Here is a 19,988-nt window from a genome sequence, read left to right on the forward strand (position 1 = left end):
CCAAGTTTTTGTATTTACATATTACAAAGCATGGATTTTGGCAACACCAATTCCTGTGACTAACCCACCCATAGCAAAAAACATCATCGCCATCAAAGCCACACAAGTAGCTGTTAGAATCGAGCGATTTTGCTTCTCCAAAATTGAGTCACCATACTTCCATAAAATCCAAGTACAAGCTACGCCTAATGGCAAGGTAAACAATACGCTAAATTCGTGATATTCCATAAGTACGTATTGAGCCAAAGGCGAGTTTTCTTTTAGCCAAGCTCTAGCACCACCAACTTCTGCACCTGCACGGTAGCGCATATATGCTAAGTTGCCAGTGGCAATCCCCAAAAAGGCGATCGCACTTGACCAAAATGTTAAAGTACGCATCTGAGGCAAAATTTGACCGACTCCCCGCAATAAGGGAAAGGCTAAATGCCCGGTATATACAGTAACTACTGTGGCAAGTAATGCGCCAAAGCCATGTATTGTTCCTAGCCATCGCTGCCAAGGACTAGGATGCAATAGATTAATGAAGGGTAAAAATAAAAACATTCCCGCTGACAAAATGCTTAATCCATAAACAGCCACCTTTGCGATATCAAACTGTCTGGGAAAAGGGCTGGAAACCGAATCAACCTGTGAATCTACCGCCATAACAAAACTACCAAGCAATTGAAAATTGAAAATTCAGAGTCTCATCACAAATGACAAATGGCCCTTGATCCATAACTCATGAATTCATGACTTCAAATACACCCATGCAACCGTTCTCTGCGATCGCATCTTGATGGGGATGAAACATATACTTACCTGGATAGCGAAAAGCAAATTCCAAGATGTGTCTTTCTGCTACACCCATCGTGATTACATCGGTTTTCTCGCTAGGAGTCAAAGTCATCCCTGTGCGATAGACATTAAAGAAATTGGCATGAAGGTGAAATGTCACTGCCGGATCGTATTCAATGATGTTAAGGACATACAGCCGAATTAACTGATCTTTGTAAATTCGGATGGGATTGTCCATGTAGTGGTGAGGCAGTCCATTGAAAGCGTAATATTCATTGTGGCTATCGTCATTTACGTCATACCCAGCCATCACTAGTACGATCTCATCAGCTGGCGGACGGGGAGTTGGCGGATCGATGATAAACATCCCGTATAGCCCCTTGGCAATGTGACGAGTAACGGGTTCAATGTGGCAGTGATACAAATGAACGCCGTAAGGTTCAGCATCAAATTCATAAATTGTGGCAGTACCGTTACTGACTGGGCGAATACCATCCATGTCTGATGAATGAATCCCATGAAAATGTAAAGAGTGGGAATGTCCTGCATTATTGAGAAATAGTATCCGCACTCGTTCGCCCTGTTTGACCCTGAGTGTCGGCCCTGGTATATGACCGTTTAAATCCCAGATGTTGTAAGAGACAGCACTATTGAGCTGAATTACAGAAGTACCCGCAGTTAACCGAAATTCTCGGATAGTGCGTCCATTTTCTTGCTTTAGCGTCCCATAATCGAAATTTCTTAGCATCTTCATGGGTTGAGCCACGCCTTCAGGTGCTGCAATTTCGAGATCTGGCACTTTGACTATTGACTTACTTTTGGCATTTGCCATGTGCCAAAGTGCTGCCACTCCTGTCACACCAGTACTACATAGACCCAGCTTCAGCAGTTGACGACGGCTCCAAAATGTTTCTTTCCCCAAAGCTAAGTTGTTGGGCATGACATTAAATAACGGTTAGCGCTACAATGAAAAGTTGCAAATTATTTGCAATTACTCTTGTGTATATTAGAGGACTTAGGAATTATTGTCAATAATCCTCAAATATTTTCCAATAGCTAATATGAGACGTTAATCAAGTTAATTCGCTACAGCAAACTAGAAAAACGACCTCAAATTATCTCTTATTTATTGACTTACGTAATTATTTTTACTGATTTGTAAGTCAGATATTTTACTAATAAATCTTCTTATTTTATATAGATTCCTGATACCGATGTTTTTTAGCTGTTGACGCTTCTTTCCTGTAAATATTTTAGTTACGTTACTAAATCAGTAAATTATATTGAATATTCTGCTATCAAGAAAAATTTTATTTGTAAAGTTTAAATTGTGATATTAATCACTTACTAAAGATAAATGTGCAAAGAAAATCAAGCCTAAAGAAGTAATTAGACACTATTGAAGATCACTATTTTGTCTTATGAGAATTGTTGACTATAGTTAGATATTTATTTTTGGCCACCTGCTGAGAAAAATAGATAAATATCAAATGAATCTGTGGCTAAAGATAGATAAATATAAATAATCGTCACTTATAAAAAGCTGAAATACAGTTCATAGCACCCTGTAGCAGTGTAAATCTAGCCAGTTTCTTACTTAATCTAAAAATAAACTTAACAAAAATTTAAATATTAAAAAATAAGTATATTATTTAACGCATATTTTATTGTCAATCTGCCAGAAGAATCACTATAAAATCCCCCAAGGGGGCATTGTAAAAAGAGTTAAATTTCTGCTTTTTATTAATTTAATGCCGCAGTTACATTGAGTAATTTGTGTGAATAAAAACATGACACACGGGGCACATCATGCATATTCCTGATGGATTTGTTTCTGTACCAGTGGCAGGGGCTACGGGTCTAGCGAGTGCGGCTGCACTCGTAATTGCTTTAAGGCGATCGCAAGCAGCTTTTGGAATTCGTCGCGCTCCAGTACTGGGTTTAACTACAGCCTTTATTTTTGCTGCTCAGATGATTAATTTTCCAGTGGCCGGGGGCACCAGTGGACACTTATTAGGAGGAACCTTAGCAGCAGTTATTTTAGGTAGCCCTTGGGCAGGAACATTGTGCATCGCTACAGTATTAATTATTCAAGCTGTGCTATTTGCCGATGGTGGAATCACAGCTTTAGGAGCAAATATTTTCAACATGGCAGTTATTGGTGTTTGGGTAGGCTGGGGCTTAACACATACATTGCAAAGGTTATTTGGTGGATCGAGAGGGCGCTTACCCCTAGCGGCTGGTATTGCCGCAGGTGTGAGTGTAGTAGTAGCAGCAGTAGCTTGTGCCATTGAGTTAGCGCTTTCAAGAACAGCGCCAGCAGGCATAGTTTTACCAGCAATGACTGGTACTCATATCCTGATTGGTATTGGTGAAGGACTAATTACTGGAGGCGTGTTGACGTACCTCGCTAGAGAAAGACCTGATTTATTACCAGGGGAACAACACCAATTTCGTGGTTGGTTAGTACCTATTGTCAGCATTGTTTTAGTGGCTGGGGTACTCTCACTGTTTGCCTCAGCTTGGCCTGATGGCTTAGAAAGAGTTGCCGAAAACTTAGGGTTTATCCACTTAGCCGACAAAGTGCGAGTGATTGTCCCAACGCCCTTAGCTGATTACAGTATTCCGGGTTTAGGAACAATTGGCACCAGTATCGCTGGGCTTGTAGGAGCTGCGGTTTGCTTTGCTGTCGCTTTTGGGATAGCCAAGGTGGTGAAACCGAATAATGCTTAAAATTTCCTTACCTTTACGCTTGCAACTTTCCCTAGTGATTGTCATCGGGGCAGCTTTGTTAAAGCATCATGCTTGGTATAACTTGGGTACATACGGAGCGATCGCAATTTTGTGGGCTTGGGTGTTACGTGTACGCCTTCCCCAGCTAGGAAAATTACTCGGCACTGAATTAATCTTTCTATCTTTGCTGGCTTTGCCCTTGGGATGGGAGCGCGCTAGTTTTTTGCTAGTTCGTTCTCTCATCTGCCTGATCGTTATGAATAGTTTTTTGTTAACCTTACCAGCTCATAGCTTCGGCATCGCACTCAAAAGCTTAACCCTACCATTACCGTTAAAAGAAAATTTGCTCTTAGCTGGACAATACTTGGAAATTTTGCTGTCAGAAGTCAAAAGAATGCAGCGTAGCGCTCAATTACGAGGTTTAAATGGTTCGGCTGGCTGGCTGCGCTACGCCAGTGCTGCCATGATTGGAGCCTTGTATCTCCGTAGCCTCGATAGGGCAGAGCGCGTTTACACCGCGATGGTAACTCGTGGTTACAACGGGCAGTTACCCATAGACTCGACATTAAGACTAAAAGAGCGTTTTGTGCTGTTAGCAGCTTGTGCGATCGTTGCTTGTTTAACCATCAGTTCCTACCAGTTAACCGTTAACAGTTAACACTTAGTAGAAGTGCAGTTGTAAATTTTGAGTTGTGAATCTTGGAATCTTTAACTTCTAATCCCAAATCTTCAACCCGTAACCCCCAGGCTGCTGTAGTAGAGGTGCAAAATCTGGTATATGCTTATGCCAACTCCGAAGCAGTATTAAAAGACATTTCTTTTAAATTGAATCCAGGCGATCGCGTGGCGTTGATGGGTGCAACTGGTTCTGGCAAAAGCACCTTACTAGAAAATCTCATTGGCTTAAAACAACCACAAAGCGGGAAAATTTGGATTAATAACATTCCCGTAGAACACAAAACACTATCTCAAGTACGTCGTCAAATTGGTTTTAGCTTCCAAGATGCCAACGATCAGTTATTTATGCCGACTATCTTAGAAGATGTGACCTTTGGGCCCCGCAATTATGGTGTACCACCAGCCATAGCAATTGATCGAGCACGCCAGTTATTAGCTGATTTTGGGCTTGAAGCCTATGCCAACCGTTCTGCTCATCAACTCTCTGGAGGACAAAGACGCTTGGCTGCTTTAGCAGCAATCTTAGCCTTAGAGCCTACTATTTTGATTTTAGATGAGCCAACTAACGGTCTAGATCCTGCATGGCGGCGTCACTTGGCGCAGGTGTTATTAAATTTGCCAGTGCAAGTGATGTTAATTGCCTCCCATGACCTCAATTGGTTGGGTAAAGTGACTCAACGTGCTTTAGTGCTGGCTGGTGGCCGCATTCCCATAGATAAAGACATTCAACCACTTTTACAAGATGGCAATACTTTAGATGAGTTGGGTTTGCCAGTAGATTGGTAATCCGCAATCATAATGCGGGATACTTCATCCCGCTTCTTGTTACTGTTTGGTAGATTGCTGGCAAAACTGCAAAACATGAATTGTTAACTGCTGTTCCACACCCATGATCTACTTCAAGATAGAAGCAGTAATTTGATTGATGTATCCAATTAGTTTAATTCATCACAAAATTACTGAATTATTGGATACTATGGTTGGGATTTTACTGCTGGTGGGTCTTCATGTTTGTTTTGCGTAAATATAACGTTATTGTTCCTGTTAGCCTGAGTATCGCTTTGCTGATGAGTGGTTGCAATCAGAATAAAGTTACCCAGTGTCAGCGATTGATTCAGGCGGTGAATGAAGGAAATTCTCTAATTGATAAAAATAAAGGGCAGCAGGTGATCACAAGCTTGCAACTGTCCAAGGATTTAGAAGCTGTTACCAAATCTATAGAGGATCTGAACTTACAAGATCCCAAGTTAAAACAATACCAAAGTCGTTTTGCGAAGGTATTCAGGAATCTTAGTCAAGCGATCGCTAAAGCAGCTAAAGCTCTTAGCGCAGCTAAGACAGCCGAAGCCTCGGAATCTGGTAGGGAAAAACTGCAAAAAGCTAGAACAGAAATCGACACAGCACTGACAGCAGTCAGCAAAACTGCTGGTAAAGATTCCGATAAGTTAGTGGGTGAACTTAATAAATACTGTAGCCAACCTGAGTAAATGAAAGCTACTGAACTTTTAAATTAATAGGAGCAATTAGCAGATGAAATCCAGTTATATTTAATGATATTTGGTGAAATGACTAGGTTTACGACTTTTAAAGTTAATCTACGAGTTGCAAAACTTGATTCCCGAGTCGCAAACTTGCTCTGCTTTGGATAAAGCTGTTCTTGTTAAATGAAATTAGGACAAACTTAACTGTTCAGCTTTTCCAGTAGTGTTACCAAATGCTGCAAATTACTCAAGTTGCATTCAGGCGGAGGTTGATCAGCGCGATCACTCTGCCGATTATTTTGTTATTGCTATTGTCAGGAGCCTCGATCTGGCAAATTACCCGCCTGCTTTCAGCTATGCAGTGGGTTGATCATACCGATCGAGTGATTGCTCGGGCAAATCATTTGCAAAAATTGCTGCTGGATATAGAAACTGGAGTCCGGGGTTATCAGATCGCAGGTACTCCAGAGTTTTTGGAACCCTACCAGCAAGCTAGCTCTCAGATTAATACTGCTTTTGATCAATTGGGTGACTTAGTTACCGATAATCCTGGACAGGGTAAACGCTTAACTCAGATCAAATCAGAGCAAACAGTATGGAAAAGCTCCATTACCCAAGCGATCGCTCGTAAACAACGCGGTGAAGTTGAACTTGTATCAGAGCTGAAGTCTCGCAAACAGAGAATGGATGCAATGCGCCGCCAGATTGCTGATTTTATCGCTACCGAAGAGCAGCTACGCAATCAGCGTGCTCAAACAGCACAAAAGACTACTGAGCGAGTCATCTTCACCAGTGTTAGTTTATCAATCGGAATTGGTAGTTTTCTTAGCTACTTTATCAGGTGGCAGTTGGCAAAAGTTTCCCAGAGTTATGAAAAAGCTCTCTCAACTGCCCAAGAACAAACAGAAATTGCTCAACGTTCGGCTCAAAGACTGGTTGCTTTACATGACATTGATCTGGCAATTTTAGCAGCCGAGTCTATTGAATTGCTAATCCGAACTGCTCTCACAAAAATGCATCAATTAGTACCCTATCAGCAGGCATTTGTTGCCCTGTTCGACTTTGATACAGGAGTTGGTCGGATTATAGCTGGTAACAGTGTCACTGGAGAATTACAAATTCCTGAAGGTACTCAGATGTCACTGACAGACTTTGCAGCTGAGCAAAACTTGCAGCAAGCTATCTATTATATAGAAGACTTGACAACTGCCAATTCCTATCCGCTGATTTTAGCTCAGCTACGCTCAGAGGGAATTCGCTGTTGTCTGTGTATTCCGATGCTGGTTGAAGAAACGCTGCTTGGGGAACTCTATCTAACCACGTCTGAAATCGCCGCCTTTGATACTCAGACTCAGGATATTGCTCGTGAAGTCAGCGCGCAATTGGCGATCGCTATTCAACAATCTCTGCTACGTGAGCAACTCCAACGCTACGCCTCAGAGTTAGAGCAACGTGTTAGCGATCGCACTGCCGATTTGCAAGCAGCAAATCAAGAGTTAAAAGCTTTTACTTATTCCATTTCCCACGATTTACGGGCACCATTACGCACTATGCAAGGTTTTGCCCAAGCATTACTAGAAGACTATGGCAACCAACTTGACTCGGTGGGGCAAGAATACATTGAGTATATTACTGAAGGCGCTGTGCAGATGGATACTTTAATCAATGATTTACTCACATACAGTCGCCTCAGTCGTGTTGACATTCAACTGCAACCTGTGGATTTAACTTCTGTTGTAGAAGAAGCGTTAAAGCAAATTAGCAGCCAAATTCAGGAGCAACAGGCCAAGGTAACAATAATTCCACCGCTGCCAAAAGTAATAGCGCACCGCCCTACCCTAACCCAAGTAGTCACAAATTTACTAAGTAATGCGATTAAGTTTGTCAAGCCAGGAATACAGCCAAAAGTCGAGGTTTATGCACAGGAACAACAGAATTGGATACACTTATGGGTGATAGACAACGGCATTGGCATTGCGCCCGAACATCAGGAGCGCATCTTCAATGTCTTTGAACGACTGCATGGTGTTGAAACTTACCCCGGTACAGGGATTGGTTTAGCCATTGTGCGGAAAAGTATTGAGCGCATGGGTGGCCGAACTGGGGTTGAGTCACAACTAGGTATCGGCAGTCGTTTTTGGATTGCTCTACCAAAAGCTACTTTTCATCCTTATGCCACAAGGAACTCAAGCACTCCGCATTCTAGTAATTGATGATAATCCAGGTGATCGCGCTTTAGTCATTCGACAATTGCGACGAGAATTGACGCAACTTCAAGCACAAGAAATTCGCGATGCCGCAGAATTATCAAATGCGATCGCAATAGATAATTTTGACTTAGCGATCACTGACTATCAACTGCTCTGGAGTAATGGGCTAGAAGTACTACGAACCATTAAGCAGCACTATCCTTCCTGTCCGGTGATTATGTTTACCAATACAGGCAGTGAGGAGATTGCGGTAGAGGCGATGAAATCAGGGTTAGACGACTATGTTCTTAAACAACCCAATCGCTACACGCGTCTAGCAACTACTGTCCGAGTGGTTTTAGAACGGGTAGAAATTCAACGACGAGCTAACCTAGTCGAAATTCGCCTTCAAGGATTACTTAACCAACTGAAGTTGGGTGTTTTTCGTTCCAATTCCTTGGGAGAGTTATTAGAGTACAACAGAGCATTTCTGGAATTATTGGGTGTAAATTCATTGGCGCAAGCTCAGGCAATGCAGCCGTTGAATTTGCAGGAGAATTATGCACAACTCATAAGCCTGTCTCCGCCTCAGCAGCAAGAACTTGAAGTACAGTTACGCCGTGCTGATGGAACGCTGATGTGGGCTTTGTTAACTACAACCTTGAGCGTGATTCAAGGTGAAACCGTAATTGATGGCTTAATCGAAGATATTACTGCTCGCAAACAGGCTGAAATTGAAAAGTCTCAACTCAACGAAATCTTAGAGCAGCGAGTCAGGGAGCGTACCAGACAGTTAGAGGATACAAATCACCAGTTGGCTGAGACGAATCAGAAATTAGCTGTTGCCAATCAAGATTTGGAAGAATTTGCTTACACTATTTCCCACGACTTACAAGAACCATTACGTGCTATCTCTGGGTTCAGTTCCATCTTGCTCAGTAACCAAAGCGAACAATCCCGAGTCAACCGTCAAGACTATTTGCGCCGGATTATTAGCAGTACACAGCAAGCAGACCGACTCATTGAAGATTTACTGGCTTATAGTCGTCTCAGCCGCACTGATATCCCACTACAACCGATTAATTTAGCCTTATTAATTCCAGAAATTCTCAGGCAGTTACAACCAGAAATACAGCAGCGTCAGGCACAAGTGCGGATTGAAGCGCCTTTAGCTGAAGTTATCGGCAACCGCACCATTTTGATACAAGTTCTGACCAACCTTCTAACTAACGCTATCAAGTTTGTCTCACTAGGAATGAAACCCCAGGTACGTGTGTGGAGTGAACAACGAGATAGCTTAATCCGCCTTTGGGTGGAAGACAACGGCATTGGGATTGCACAACAGTATCAACAGCAAGTGTTTCAAGTATTTAATCGCTTACATAGTAATGAAGTTTATCCTGGCACAGGCATCGGTTTAGCTATTGTGCGCAAAGGAGTTGAACGTCTGGGAGGAAACGTTGGTGTGGAATCCCAGCTGCAACAGGGAAGCCAATTTTGGATAGAATTACCAAAAGCTTTAGATTGAAAATGAATCCAGATCCAGACCAGATTCTGCTTGTAGAAGATAATCCTAAAGATGTTTTGCTGATGCAACGAGCGCTGCGTAAGGCCAACATCTTCAATTCGCTTCAAGTGGTAAACGATGGCGATGCCGCAGTGTTGTATCTGTCTGGAAAGGAACCTTATAGCGATCGCATTCTTTATCCTTTACCTGTGCTCATTTTACTTGATCTCAAACTACCGCGTAGGTCAGGGCATGAAGTGTTAATGTGGTTACGACAGCAACCAGTACTCAAGCGCATCCCTGTGGTAGTTCTCACCTCTTCTAAGGAGTATGCCGACATTAATCTTGTTTACGACCTGGGTGTCAATGCTTACATAGTTAAACCTGTTGCCTTCAACGATCTAGTAGAAATAGTTAAAACCCTTAACTTACATTGGATCATTTTTAATGAAAAGCCACAAGTCGGAACTGTGTAACATTATGAAGAAAGGCAGAGGGCAGTGGTTCGGCTCTCTTTGGCTACCCTCAGGGCAAGTCGCTTACCAAGCAGGCAGGGGGCAGAAGGCTGTCTCAATGAAAAAATTTCACAGCCATAAATAAAAACCTCTCTTGTGTCTGTGTGGTTTGATATTTTTTTACCACAAAGACACGAAGGCACAAAGTATTTTGAAGTTAGGCATTCACGCCCTGTTTTGAACCAAGCTAGAAAATTCTTACCGCTTCCTCCTGCTCCATTTCCCAGCTACTTCATAGAACCTCGATGTTACGCATTCTCCTAATTGATGACAATCCTAATGACCGTCATCTGGCTATTTATGCCCTAAAGCAAGAGTTCTCTGATCTTCAAATTCAAGAGATTGGTCAAGCACAAGATTTAGAGCAGGCATTGGCGGTAGGGCAATTTGACTTGGTAATTACCGACTACCAACTGCGGTGGAGTGATGGCTTGACTGTGCTCAAGGCAATTAAAAGCCGCTATCCTGACTGTCCAGTGGTGATGTTTACCAATAGTGGCACCCAGGAAATCGCTGTTGAAGCGATGAAGTTAGGCTTGGACGACTACGTAATCAAGTCAGCTAGCCAATTGCGTTTACCCAAAGCCGTGCGTCGTGCTTGGGAAAATACTGAAGCTAAACGCAAAGTAGCAGGACTAGAGACACGCTTGCAAACCCTGCTGAATAATTTAAATGTGGGGGTATATCGTTTACAGGCGGATGGAACTTTATTAGAAGGTAATCCCGCGTTTTTCCGTCTAGTCGGTTTAAACCACCTCAATAATCTCCCCGAAAGTAAAACTCTTGAGTCTTATTTTCAGCCAGAAGAGTATGCCGAACTGCTGAGTCAATTAAAACACAATAGCCAAGGGCGCGATGCCTACGGCGGGCTTTCCTGCGGAACGCTACGCGTAGCTTGCTTCCCCGAAGGGGTACACCTACACCAAGTTCCAGAGAAAGAGGTGCGCGAAATCCCACTGCGACGAGCTGATGGCACAGTAGTATGGGTACGGCTCAGTAAAACCTTCACTACAGTTAATGGCATCATCATAATTGACGGGTTGATGGAAGATATTACCGAGCGCAAACTCTCTGAGCAGCAACTGCGGGAATCGCTGGCACGTGAACAAATACTTCGTACTAAAGCTGAGGCACTAGAGCACCGCTCCAGTTTTCTGGCTGAGGCCAGTCGGCTGTTGGTTTCTTCTTTAGACTACCGCACAACCTTAGCTCTGGTGGCATGTTTGGCAGTGCCTACTCTCGCTGATTTATGTCTGGTAGATGTTGTTGGCGACAATAAGTTAATTACGTATAGCGAACCAATTGTCGCAGCATCTAACTCAGAACTAGAAGCACTAGCACTCGAACTCAGGCGCAGCAACCCACCGCCAGCCAACGCCAATTATGGCTCCCCCAAAGTACTACGAACTCAACAGCCAGAGTTGGTAATGGAAATTCCTGATACGTCAACGCTCGCTACTGTAGAAGATGCAGCACATGTCAACTTTATTCAACAACTAAATATCACCTCTTACCTGATCGTGCCACTGATAGCACGGGAGCGAAAACTAGGCACAATGACATTTGCTTTAGTTCAGTCGCAACGTCATTATGGTCGAGCAGAGCTAGAAATATGTCAAGAACTAGCTCAACGAGTTGCCTTGGCAATTGATAACGTCAGACTTTACCTTGATGCCCAAAAAGCTAACCGAGTAAAGGACGAGTTTTTAGCGATCGTTTCCCACGAACTGCGCACACCACTCAACGCGATGCTGGGATGGACGAACTTGCTCAGAACTCGGCAGATGGATGCCGTAACTCAGGCAAAAGCGTTGGAGACTATGGAGCGCAATGCCAAACTCCAAAGCAAGCTCATTAATGACATTCTGGACATTTCCCGCATCACTCAAAAAAGCCTGCATTTGAATCTACACCCTCTTTACCTGCCTCCAGTTGTCAAGGCTGTGATTGATGACTTACAGCTAATCGCCCAAGCTAAATCCATCATTGTTGAGTCGAGTTTTGATGCTGCGGTTGATCGAGTATTAGGCGATACAGATAGATTACAACAAATAGTGTGGAATTTACTATCAAATGCTCTCAAGTTCACTCCGCAAGGCGGACGGGTAAGCGTTGAACTCAAGCAAATTAATTCTTGCGCTCAGCTCACTGTGAGTGACACTGGGCAAGGAATTAGTGCTGACTTTCTCCCCTATGTATTCGATGCCTTCCGGCAGGCAGATGCAACCACGACTCGAATACATACAGGATTGGGATTAGGATTAGCGATCGTTCAACATTTAGTTGAAATGCATAACGGCAGAGTTTTTGCCACTAGTGATGGCGTAGGCAAGGGAGCCACATTCACAGTGCAATTGCCTATGTATCAGCCTAAACTTAGGCAGCCCAATCAGGACAACCAAGCCAGAAGAGAGAATTTTCCATCTCTTCATGGCTTACGGATACTAGTAGTAGATGACGATCAAGACACCCGTGAAATGCTCACGTTCATCCTTGAGCAATGCGAAATACAGGTGAGCACAGCAGCATCTGCCACTGAAGCTTTAAAAGTACTTTCCCAATCCAAACCTGATATTCTGCTATGTGATGTGGGAATGCCAAATGAAGATGGTTACTCGTTGATTAGCAAGGTAAGAAACCAAGAAAAAGACAGCGAAATGATCCCAGCCGTTGCCTTAACTGCCTTTGCTAGAGATGAAGATCAAGAAAAGGCAATAGCAGCAGGGTTTACCAAACACATAGCTAAACCTGTCAATCCCTTTGAATTAGTGACAGTAGTTGCCAGCTTAGCTCAACGTACTTAAACTACCTGAGTATGTATTGATAGCTAATAAATAACTTAATTTTTAATAAACGGTAGTTATGAATCAAAACATGAATTTATTTATTACGTGTTATTACTTGATAGAGTCGTAATATTTAACACTTTATTATCTTTTTAAGTCCAACGGATTTGCCTCTAATAATTTTCTAGCTATACTAATGGATTAACCCGCTTAATTCAGCAATGAGATAGTGGCTATTTTCTTTATTTGAGTTAGAACTTACCGTAACCCTTTAATTTTGCTCATATCATTCTGTGTATTAGGTTTGTAAGAACCTAAAAATCTTGTTTGCAGTCTAAGAAAATAGATTTTATTGGAGATTCACAAAAACAGCAGTTCGATTTGAAATTTTTATTAGTATATAACTGAAATTCACACCATATAGCAAATCCACATTAATCACACCATTGCGAGTCAGCATCTATGAAAGCGGAATTGATAGAATTGATAGCCAGATTTCTCCAGGTCTTACGAATTAATATGAGATGGATGACTTGGAATCTGTTCCTAGCTTTTATTCCTTTGGCCTTGAGTGTTTGGCTATTTCGGAGAAATCGTGGACGGTCTTGGGTGTGGTGGTTAGGATTCATAGTTTTCTATGCTTTTTTACCAAATGCACCTTACTTATTGACCGATGTCATTCATTTGATAGATGATATCCGCACAATTCAATCAGTGTGGGTAATTACCTTGGTGTTAATTCCTCTTTATTTATTAGTAATCTTGGCTGGATTTGAAGCTTACGTAATATCTTTAATTAATTTAGGTTATTATTTACACCGGATTGGCAAGAGTCAATGGATTCTATGGGTTGAGTTGATTACCCATGCTCTCTCTGCTGTGGGTATTTATTGGGGCCGCTTCTTGCGTTTCAATAGTTGGGATTTCATTACACAGCCAGATGCTGTGCTGACCAAAGGTGTGGAAGAACTTCTGGGCAAACAGCCCTTAGTTATTATTTTGATCACTTTTGTGATCCTTATAGGTTTGTACGCGATTATGAAACGAGTGACTTTAGGGTGGGTTCGACAACCACAAACTGAGATACCCATCAATTCACAACAAACGAAAAATGGGTAGCAGAAGAGCTGGAGGAGACAAAGGAGAAATAACCAATGACTATTGCCTTTTGACCTCAATAACAAAAGATATATGTACCAGTTGGGTAAGTCTTAAGAAAGATGAAACTTCTCCCTCCTTGACGTGAAATAAATCCAGGTAAAACGGTTGTGGCTTCAAATGCCGCATCTAGAACACATTTCATCAGACTTAGAAATATTAACGTTCTGATGTGATGTGTCTAGTCTCGTTGCTAGGAGGGAGATCATATGCAAATAATTTCTAGAGAAGAAATCAAGCCGCTGCTAGAACAGCCAAAGGGAAATTGCGTTTCAATTTATATGCCAACGCATCCAGCTGGGCCAGAAGTGCGACAAGACCCAATTCGGTTTAAAAATTTAATTAAAGAAGCTGAAGCTCGGCTGATTGATGCTGGTCTGGAACCGCAAGCAGCAACGGCATTGTTGCAACAAGCCATTGATCTTGATACCCAAGAATTTTGGGAGCAAATGGGAGAGTTGGGACTGGCAATTTTTATCTCTAAAGATTTTTTTCGTTACTATACCCTGCCAGTCAATTTTCAAGAGTTGGTTGTAGTTACAGACAGATTTCACATCAAGCCACTGCTACCGATTTTGAATGGTAATGGTCGTTTCTACCTCTTAGCTTTAAGCCAACAAGATGTCAGGTTTTTTGAGGGCACACACTACACCATTAACAAAGTGGAGGTAGAAAATCTGCCTAAAAGCCTAGAACAAGCTCTTAATCAAGATGAAACTGCCAAAGAAGGTCAGTTCCGCATTGCCACATCTAAGGGAGGAACTGCTAATTCCTTTGTACAGCCAGGTGCGTTTCACGGACAAGGAAGTCCTGATAGAGATCAGCACCAGGAAGAAATTCGACAATTCTTTTTCGTGATTGATAAAGCATTGCATGAGAAACTGCGAGACGAAACAGCGCCTTTGGTGATAGCTGGGGTAGAGTATCTTCTACCTTTGTACAGACAGGCGAATTCTTATCAGCATTTGATGGAAGAAGGTATTACTGGTAATCCAGAAATTCTCAACGCTCAAGAGTTACATGACAAAGCTTGGCCGATTGTTGAGGCTGATTTTCAAAAGTCACAACAAGAATTTATGGAGCGTTTCCAGCAATTGTTTGGTGGTGATAGTGACAAAGCTACCAACGACCTTAAACAAATCATTCCCGCGGCTTATTATCAACGAGTAGATTCATTGTTGGTTGCAGTTGGTCAGCAGCAATGGGGTTTGTTCGATCCGAGTTCGGAAACTGTTTATCTACACGAAGAAAAAGAAACTGGTGATGAGGATTTGTTAGATTTGGTTGCTACTCATACCTTATTAAACGGTGGTACTGTCTACGCCGTTCCACCAGAACAAATACCTTACAGCACTCCTGTTGCAGCAATTTTCCGATATTGAAGATTATCATGGTGTTGTATAAAATCGGTCTTCATATATACAACACCAATAATGATTTCTATTCGTTCCAGCTTCAATCATTCTTTAATCGCTTTTGCGCTTGTGAGTGCTGCGGCTGTATTGGCTCAAACTGCTACAGCTGCAACAATAACTGGCAAATCCGGTAATGTACAAGCACAAATATCCTATGAGAAACCACAGGAATATCAGTATAAAAATGTGCGGTTAAAAATTATCCGCTCAGGTCAAACGGTTTTAGATCAAAAGCTGCCCCAAGACAGTGAATATGACCGACCTGTGGGGGATTTGTTGGCAGCGCCAGACAATAAGTTACCAGTGCTAGATTTAGACGGTAATAAAGAACCAGAAATAATTGCTGATTTCTTTACAGGGGGAGCACATTGCTGTACTTATTCACTAATTTACCGTTACGACAGTAAATCGAAGCAGTACAAAAAGATTCGTCATGAATGGGGTAATGGTGGCTATCGACTCCGAGATTTAGACAAGGATGGATTACCAGAGTTTGATAGCCGAGACGATCGCTTTGCTGCTGCTTTCACTGCTTATGCGGCTTCTGGCTACCCACTGCAAATTTGGCAGTATCGGCAAGGCAAGATGGTTGATGTTACGCGTCGCTATCCCAAGTTAATTGCCAATAATGCCACAGAGCTGTGGCAAACTTACACTCAGGCACGCCAACAAGGCGATGATGGTAAGGGATTTCTCTCAGCATACTTGGCAGATAAATATATGCTGGGTCAAGGAGAGGATGGTTGGCAGCGGGTGCAGCAAGCTTATAAAAAAAGCGATCGCTCTCAATTTTTCGCGGAATTACGTAAGTTTTTACGTGAAACTGGATACATTAAATAGTCATTTGTCATTTGTTCTTCCTGTCCCCCTGCTCTCTACTCCTTAACCCTTGAGTTGACGCCGTGCGGCTTCTAAAATTAGGCGTTGTTCGGCACGGGCGATCGCCTGATATGTTCGCTCTACTGCTTCTGGCTCTACAGAAATTGCTGTAATGCCCCATTCCACCAGCCGATCGATGATTTCTGGATACAGTGCTGGTGCTTGACCGCAGATTGCACAAGGAATTCCGGCATCTTTGGACATCTTAATCAGTTGGGCGATCGCACCCATGACGGCGGGATGCAGTTCATTAAATCTTCTTGCTAGCTGTTCTTGCTCTCGATCTACTCCCAGCAAGAGTTGTGTGAGGTCATTTGTCCCAATTGAAATTCCAGCTACACCTGCTTTGACATAATCTGGAAGCAAAAACAGTACGCTTGGGACTTCTGCCATAATCCATAGTTGAAACTGCGGTACTTGGGTTAATCCTGCTTGCTCAACTTTTTGGCGGCAAAGGGAAAACTCTTCTACACTGCGAACAAAGGGCAACAACAGCTGGATATTGGTGTAACCGGCTTTTTGTACGGCTGCTAAGGCAGACAATTCCAACTCGAACACTGCGGGATTAAGTAAATAGCTAAAGATGCCGCGTTCACCCAAGACAGACTTTGGCGAAGATTGGGCTAGATTAGGAAACGATGGCAACTCATGCGATCGCCAATCCAAAGAGCGATATAGAACTGGTCGCGGTGTAAAGCCACGGGCAAATTGCATAATCTGCTCAGTCCAGCGTTCTAATAATTCTGCCTGACGCCCGTCTGCTAGCCAGCTATTGGGGTGTTGTCCGTCTAGTATGGTTAGCATCATCAGTTCTGAGCGCAATAAACCTACCCCATCCACAGGTAAATTTTGTAATTGTTCTATTAAGCTGGTTTGGCTCAAATTCAAGAGCAGTTGGGTCGCAATTATCGTTTGCGGGCGAGTTAAGTCAGAACCAGGCGCTAGAGGTTGCCAAGAATTGGAAGACAATGAGGGTACGGAGGAATGAGAGTCATTAAAGTGTAGATTTTCCCTTGCACCCCATTTTTGCGGAATGCCTTCTGATGCTATATGTTCTTTAATCCGAGAAACTTCTCCGCGATCGCCATCTACGAGTAGTCTTTCTCCAGATTGAATTAAGGCAGTGACATCTATTGCACTAACAACTGCCGGGATTCCTAATTCTCTAGCGAGGATTGCGGCATGGCTGGTCAATCCTCCTTGTTCTGTAATAATACCTACAACTTTTTGTAATAATGGCAACCAATCAGGTTTGAGCGTGCGTGCAACTAAAATCACACCTTGGGGTAGCTGTTCTAGTTTTGATGAAGAATTACTAGCAATCACATAGGCAGTTGCCGTCACCCGTCCTCTTGCTGCCCCTAGCCCTTTGATGATCTGTAGATGGGGTATTGCAGATTGGGGGGCGCTAACTTGTGTGAGGTAGAGCTTAGGAGTTAAAGCTTCCTGTGAAATAGTCCATTTGATATAAAAATTTTTACCTAATTCATTTACAAGTTGATTTCCTAAAACAATTACTTGTTGCAAGAAATCTTCAGGCAAAGCATACTGTTTTTGTTGAGTTTCCTCAAGCAGATAAGCAACTAAACAAGCATTATCTAATGTCAATATTGATTGTGGTAATGATTGCAAGTCATCTTTAGTTGCTGTATTGTCAACACGATAAGCTAAAATTTTACTGCCTAGCTGTTGCTCTATTAACTTCCCGGTTTCTGGTTGGATATAGTAAACATCTGGTAAGACTTCACCATTAGCGATCGCCACTCCCAATCCCCAAGTAGCTGCAATTTCCCATCCAGAGGTATTGGCGTTGAATAAGCCGCTAGCAATGGCATTGCGGATAGGTTGTACCAAAACTGCCAAATTAACTTGTTGCAAGTTAGTACCTAAGCGTTGCCAATATAGTAGACTTCTCGCACGAAATAGCTGACTCCAAGTACGCTTTAATCCGAGAGCGATCGCCTCCTCATTACAAGGGCAAAATACTGACTCTAGCAAACCAGATATATTCCCTACTGGCTGTGTAGTATTTGACACTATCACAGTTGGGCGCAAAATTAGATAGTTACTTTCCCAATCTCTGGCTGCTGTGAGAATTTTGCCCACCCAAGGCGATGGTACAGTGGCAGTAATAATTTCTTGACGCAAGCGATTAGCTACCTGCTGAAGTTGCCGCCAATTAGCGACATCTAAATGCAATGAAGAATGGGGTAAGTCGGCGACTAATGACTCTGAACTATTAAGAGTTTCTAAAAATTGTTGCAGAATTTCTGTCCCAACTACAAAGCCAGGTACTACAGGATAGCCGCGCTGCATAATTCGGCTCAAGTAAAACGCTTTATCACCTACTTTGTCGCGGTCTTGAAATTTAATTTGGTCAAGCCAGTAGAGTTTGTCCACTCAATTTTGTTGTTCTCATTTGTCATTGATTTGCTAGAGCCACCGTTGTGACCATCACTGTAACAATTCGGATCAAATTATCTCTGGTACTTAACGTCAAATGGCTCTTTTTTCTCTGACTGTGCCTTAAACTTCACGTTGTCTGAGCATGTAAGTTTCCTCATCTTTATCTGGGAATAAGTGCTTTACCAGAATATAGCCTGGGTCACTTTACCTAGAGCACTATAGTTCTTCGTGGAGTTTGACTATCCTTAGAACTGCTGGCTCTCTTACCGATGTACGTCTAATTTTTTACCCAGTGTCTGGCACAACTAAATTTATAGAGAATCAGAAGTCAAGTCTGAAAACTATACCAGTATTAGTTTTTTCCAAATTTAACACTCTTAGTTATTGCCTGAGTCTCATTACCTTGTAAATGCATAGTTTTCTTTGATTCATGCTATCTGCACTCCCCAAAAGTGATATCTCATTCATTTAATTATTGAGTCTATAGTTAAATCTAGTAATTTGCAGTAAAATGTTAGGATTAGATGATTTTACAGAATTCAATATTCTTAGAACCAATAAGCCTTAATTGACTAGCTTTACCAATAGCATAAATATTACTGTGACTGTTGATTAGAATCATCTATCCCTAGTCGAAATCATCAGTTCTTGTTTTATAATCTGCAAAATTATAAATTTTTATTAAGTATTTTTAAAAAATATCATACTCAACATTTCAGTATGACTTAGGTTTGAGATATTCTCATCCAGACAGTGGAGTTAAACTCATCAAATAAGTTAGATTATTTTTTTCTTAATTTTAATAACTAAATTACCAATTAACATAAGATATAATTACCTATACCCAAAGCAAGTACTGTTCATTACTAACTACATAATAATCTGATTTGATTCCTTAACTACTCATAGAGGATGGGGAGCAGAAAAGAACAAAGATATAAATGTACCTAGCTTCGCAAAAATTAAATAGAAGTATTATATTTGAAGTTCGATGAGCAATGATGATCTGCTAAATATCACCTTTAGGCTATGCATGGCACTACTGTGTGGGGCAATTATCGGCTTAGAACGGCAGCTGAGACACAAGCCAGCAGGTTTAAGAACTCATATGTTAGTCAGTCTAGGTTCAGCTCTATTTACTGTCATACCTCTGCATACAGTAGGGCTAAAACCCAGTGCAGACGCTCTTAGTCGAGTTATTCAAGGTATTGCAGCTGGCGTAGGATTTCTTGGTGCTGGAGAGATCTTGCGCGAATCTTCTCAAGACTCACAGCGATCTGAAGTTCACGGATTGACATCAGCTGCGGCTGTTTGGGTTTCGGCAGCTCTAGGAATTGCTGCTGGATGTGGCTTGTGGCAATTAGGGTTAATGGGCGCTTTGCTAACTTTTTTAGTTCTCAATGTTTTCAAAAAATTTGAAAAAAGAAATAAGTGATAGGTCATTAGTAAATATGACTATCAACT

At 42.1% G+C, this 19,988-nt stretch carries 15 protein-coding genes; 12 read left to right on the forward strand and 3 right to left on the reverse strand.

Features of this window, described 5'->3' with window-relative positions; translation table 11 throughout:
- Positions 1-21 precede the first annotated feature (21 nt).
- Positions 22-645 carry a hypothetical protein gene (locus BV375_RS19030; protein WP_086763156.1) on the reverse strand — a complete coding sequence of 208 codons (624 nt, stop codon included), beginning with the start codon at positions 643-645 and terminating at the stop codon, positions 22-24.
- 76 nt (positions 646-721) lie between these two features.
- Complete coding sequence (locus tag BV375_RS19035) at positions 722-1,717, reverse strand: multicopper oxidase domain-containing protein (protein WP_086763158.1); 996 nt, start codon at positions 1,715-1,717, stop codon at positions 722-724.
- 869 nt (positions 1,718-2,586) lie between these two features.
- Between BV375_RS19035 and BV375_RS19040 the strand changes: the two genes are divergently transcribed.
- The 11 genes from BV375_RS19040 to BV375_RS19090 all read left to right on the forward strand — a co-directional run bounded on the left by BV375_RS19040 (position 2,587) and on the right by BV375_RS19090 (position 16,079).
- Positions 2,587-3,510: an energy-coupling factor ABC transporter permease gene (locus BV375_RS19040; protein ID WP_086763160.1), complete on the forward strand. Its 924-nt coding sequence runs from the start codon at positions 2,587-2,589 to the stop codon at positions 3,508-3,510.
- Positions 3,503-4,168 (forward strand): energy-coupling factor transporter transmembrane protein EcfT, encoded by a 666-nt coding sequence (locus BV375_RS19045; RefSeq protein ID WP_086763162.1) that lies wholly within the window; start codon positions 3,503-3,505, stop codon positions 4,166-4,168. The genes BV375_RS19040 and BV375_RS19045 overlap by 8 nt, the downstream gene beginning before the upstream one ends.
- A gap of 41 nt (positions 4,169-4,209) precedes the next feature.
- A complete protein-coding gene (locus BV375_RS19050; RefSeq protein WP_086763164.1) occupies positions 4,210-4,974 on the forward strand; it encodes an ABC transporter ATP-binding protein in 765 nt (254 codons plus the stop codon).
- A gap of 221 nt (positions 4,975-5,195) precedes the next feature.
- Positions 5,196-5,675: a hypothetical protein gene (locus BV375_RS19055; protein WP_086763166.1), complete on the forward strand. Its 480-nt coding sequence runs from the start codon at positions 5,196-5,198 to the stop codon at positions 5,673-5,675.
- A gap of 227 nt (positions 5,676-5,902) precedes the next feature.
- Positions 5,903-7,882 (forward strand): CHASE3 domain-containing protein, encoded by a 1,980-nt coding sequence (locus BV375_RS19060; protein ID WP_086763168.1) that lies wholly within the window; start codon positions 5,903-5,905, stop codon positions 7,880-7,882.
- A complete protein-coding gene (locus tag BV375_RS19065) occupies positions 7,842-9,386 on the forward strand; it encodes an ATP-binding protein (protein WP_086763170.1) in 1,545 nt (514 codons plus the stop codon). The genes BV375_RS19060 and BV375_RS19065 overlap by 41 nt, the downstream gene beginning before the upstream one ends.
- Positions 9,387-9,388: 2 nt before the next feature.
- Entirely contained in the window at positions 9,389-9,841 is a 453-nt protein-coding gene (locus BV375_RS19070) for a response regulator (RefSeq protein WP_086763172.1), read from the forward strand.
- Positions 9,842-10,125: 284 nt separating this feature from the next.
- On the forward strand, positions 10,126-12,684 hold the full coding sequence (locus BV375_RS19075; protein ID WP_086763174.1) for a response regulator: 2,559 nt from the start codon (positions 10,126-10,128) through the stop codon (positions 12,682-12,684).
- A 444-nt stretch (positions 12,685-13,128) separates the two neighbouring features.
- A complete protein-coding gene (locus BV375_RS19080) occupies positions 13,129-13,785 on the forward strand; it encodes a DUF1361 domain-containing protein (RefSeq protein WP_086763176.1) in 657 nt (218 codons plus the stop codon).
- 248 nt (positions 13,786-14,033) lie between these two features.
- Positions 14,034-15,206: a hypothetical protein gene (locus tag BV375_RS19085; protein WP_086763178.1), complete on the forward strand. Its 1,173-nt coding sequence runs from the start codon at positions 14,034-14,036 to the stop codon at positions 15,204-15,206.
- A 51-nt stretch (positions 15,207-15,257) separates the two neighbouring features.
- Positions 15,258-16,079 carry a hypothetical protein gene (locus tag BV375_RS19090; RefSeq protein WP_086763180.1) on the forward strand — a complete coding sequence of 274 codons (822 nt, stop codon included), beginning with the start codon at positions 15,258-15,260 and terminating at the stop codon, positions 16,077-16,079.
- A gap of 42 nt (positions 16,080-16,121) precedes the next feature.
- Here the strand turns inward: BV375_RS19090 and BV375_RS19095 are convergent, their stop codons facing one another.
- Positions 16,122-18,518, reverse strand: coding sequence for a putative PEP-binding protein (locus BV375_RS19095; protein WP_086763182.1), 2,397 nt, complete (start codon positions 18,516-18,518; stop codon positions 16,122-16,124).
- A gap of 997 nt (positions 18,519-19,515) precedes the next feature.
- Here BV375_RS19095 and BV375_RS19100 point away from each other — a divergent pair.
- Positions 19,516-19,959, forward strand: a complete 444-nt coding sequence (locus tag BV375_RS19100; protein ID WP_086763184.1) for an MgtC/SapB family protein — start codon at positions 19,516-19,518, stop codon at positions 19,957-19,959.
- Positions 19,960-19,988 lie beyond the last annotated feature (29 nt).

The organism is Nostoc sp. 106C (assembly GCF_002154725.1).
Taxonomy (GTDB): Bacteria; Cyanobacteriota; Cyanobacteriia; order Cyanobacteriales; family Nostocaceae; genus Aulosira.

Bases quoted from the DNA above. Each gene is read 5' to 3' on its own strand.
- BV375_RS19075 (WP_086763174.1), top strand. From the start codon at position 10,126: ATGTTACGCATTCTCCTAATTGATGACAATCCTAATGACCGTCATCTG.
- BV375_RS19100 (WP_086763184.1), top strand. From the start codon at position 19,516: ATGAGCAATGATGATCTGCTAAATATCACCTTTAGGCTATGCATGGCA.
- BV375_RS19055 (WP_086763166.1), top strand. From the start codon at position 5,196: ATGTTTGTTTTGCGTAAATATAACGTTATTGTTCCTGTTAGCCTGAGT.
- BV375_RS19040 (WP_086763160.1), top strand. From the start codon at position 2,587: ATGCATATTCCTGATGGATTTGTTTCTGTACCAGTGGCAGGGGCTACG.
- BV375_RS19030 (WP_086763156.1), bottom strand. From the start codon at position 645: ATGGCGGTAGATTCACAGGTTGATTCGGTTTCCAGCCCTTTTCCCAGA.
- BV375_RS19070 (WP_086763172.1), top strand. From the start codon at position 9,389: ATGAATCCAGATCCAGACCAGATTCTGCTTGTAGAAGATAATCCTAAA.
- BV375_RS19080 (WP_086763176.1), top strand. From the start codon at position 13,129: ATGAAAGCGGAATTGATAGAATTGATAGCCAGATTTCTCCAGGTCTTA.
- BV375_RS19090 (WP_086763180.1), top strand. From the start codon at position 15,258: ATGATTTCTATTCGTTCCAGCTTCAATCATTCTTTAATCGCTTTTGCG.
- BV375_RS19065 (WP_086763170.1), top strand. From the start codon at position 7,842: ATGCCACAAGGAACTCAAGCACTCCGCATTCTAGTAATTGATGATAAT.
- BV375_RS19060 (WP_086763168.1), top strand. From the start codon at position 5,903: ATGCTGCAAATTACTCAAGTTGCATTCAGGCGGAGGTTGATCAGCGCG.
- BV375_RS19085 (WP_086763178.1), top strand. From the start codon at position 14,034: ATGCAAATAATTTCTAGAGAAGAAATCAAGCCGCTGCTAGAACAGCCA.
- BV375_RS19035 (WP_086763158.1), bottom strand. From the start codon at position 1,717: ATGCCCAACAACTTAGCTTTGGGGAAAGAAACATTTTGGAGCCGTCGT.
- BV375_RS19045 (WP_086763162.1), top strand. From the start codon at position 3,503: ATGCTTAAAATTTCCTTACCTTTACGCTTGCAACTTTCCCTAGTGATT.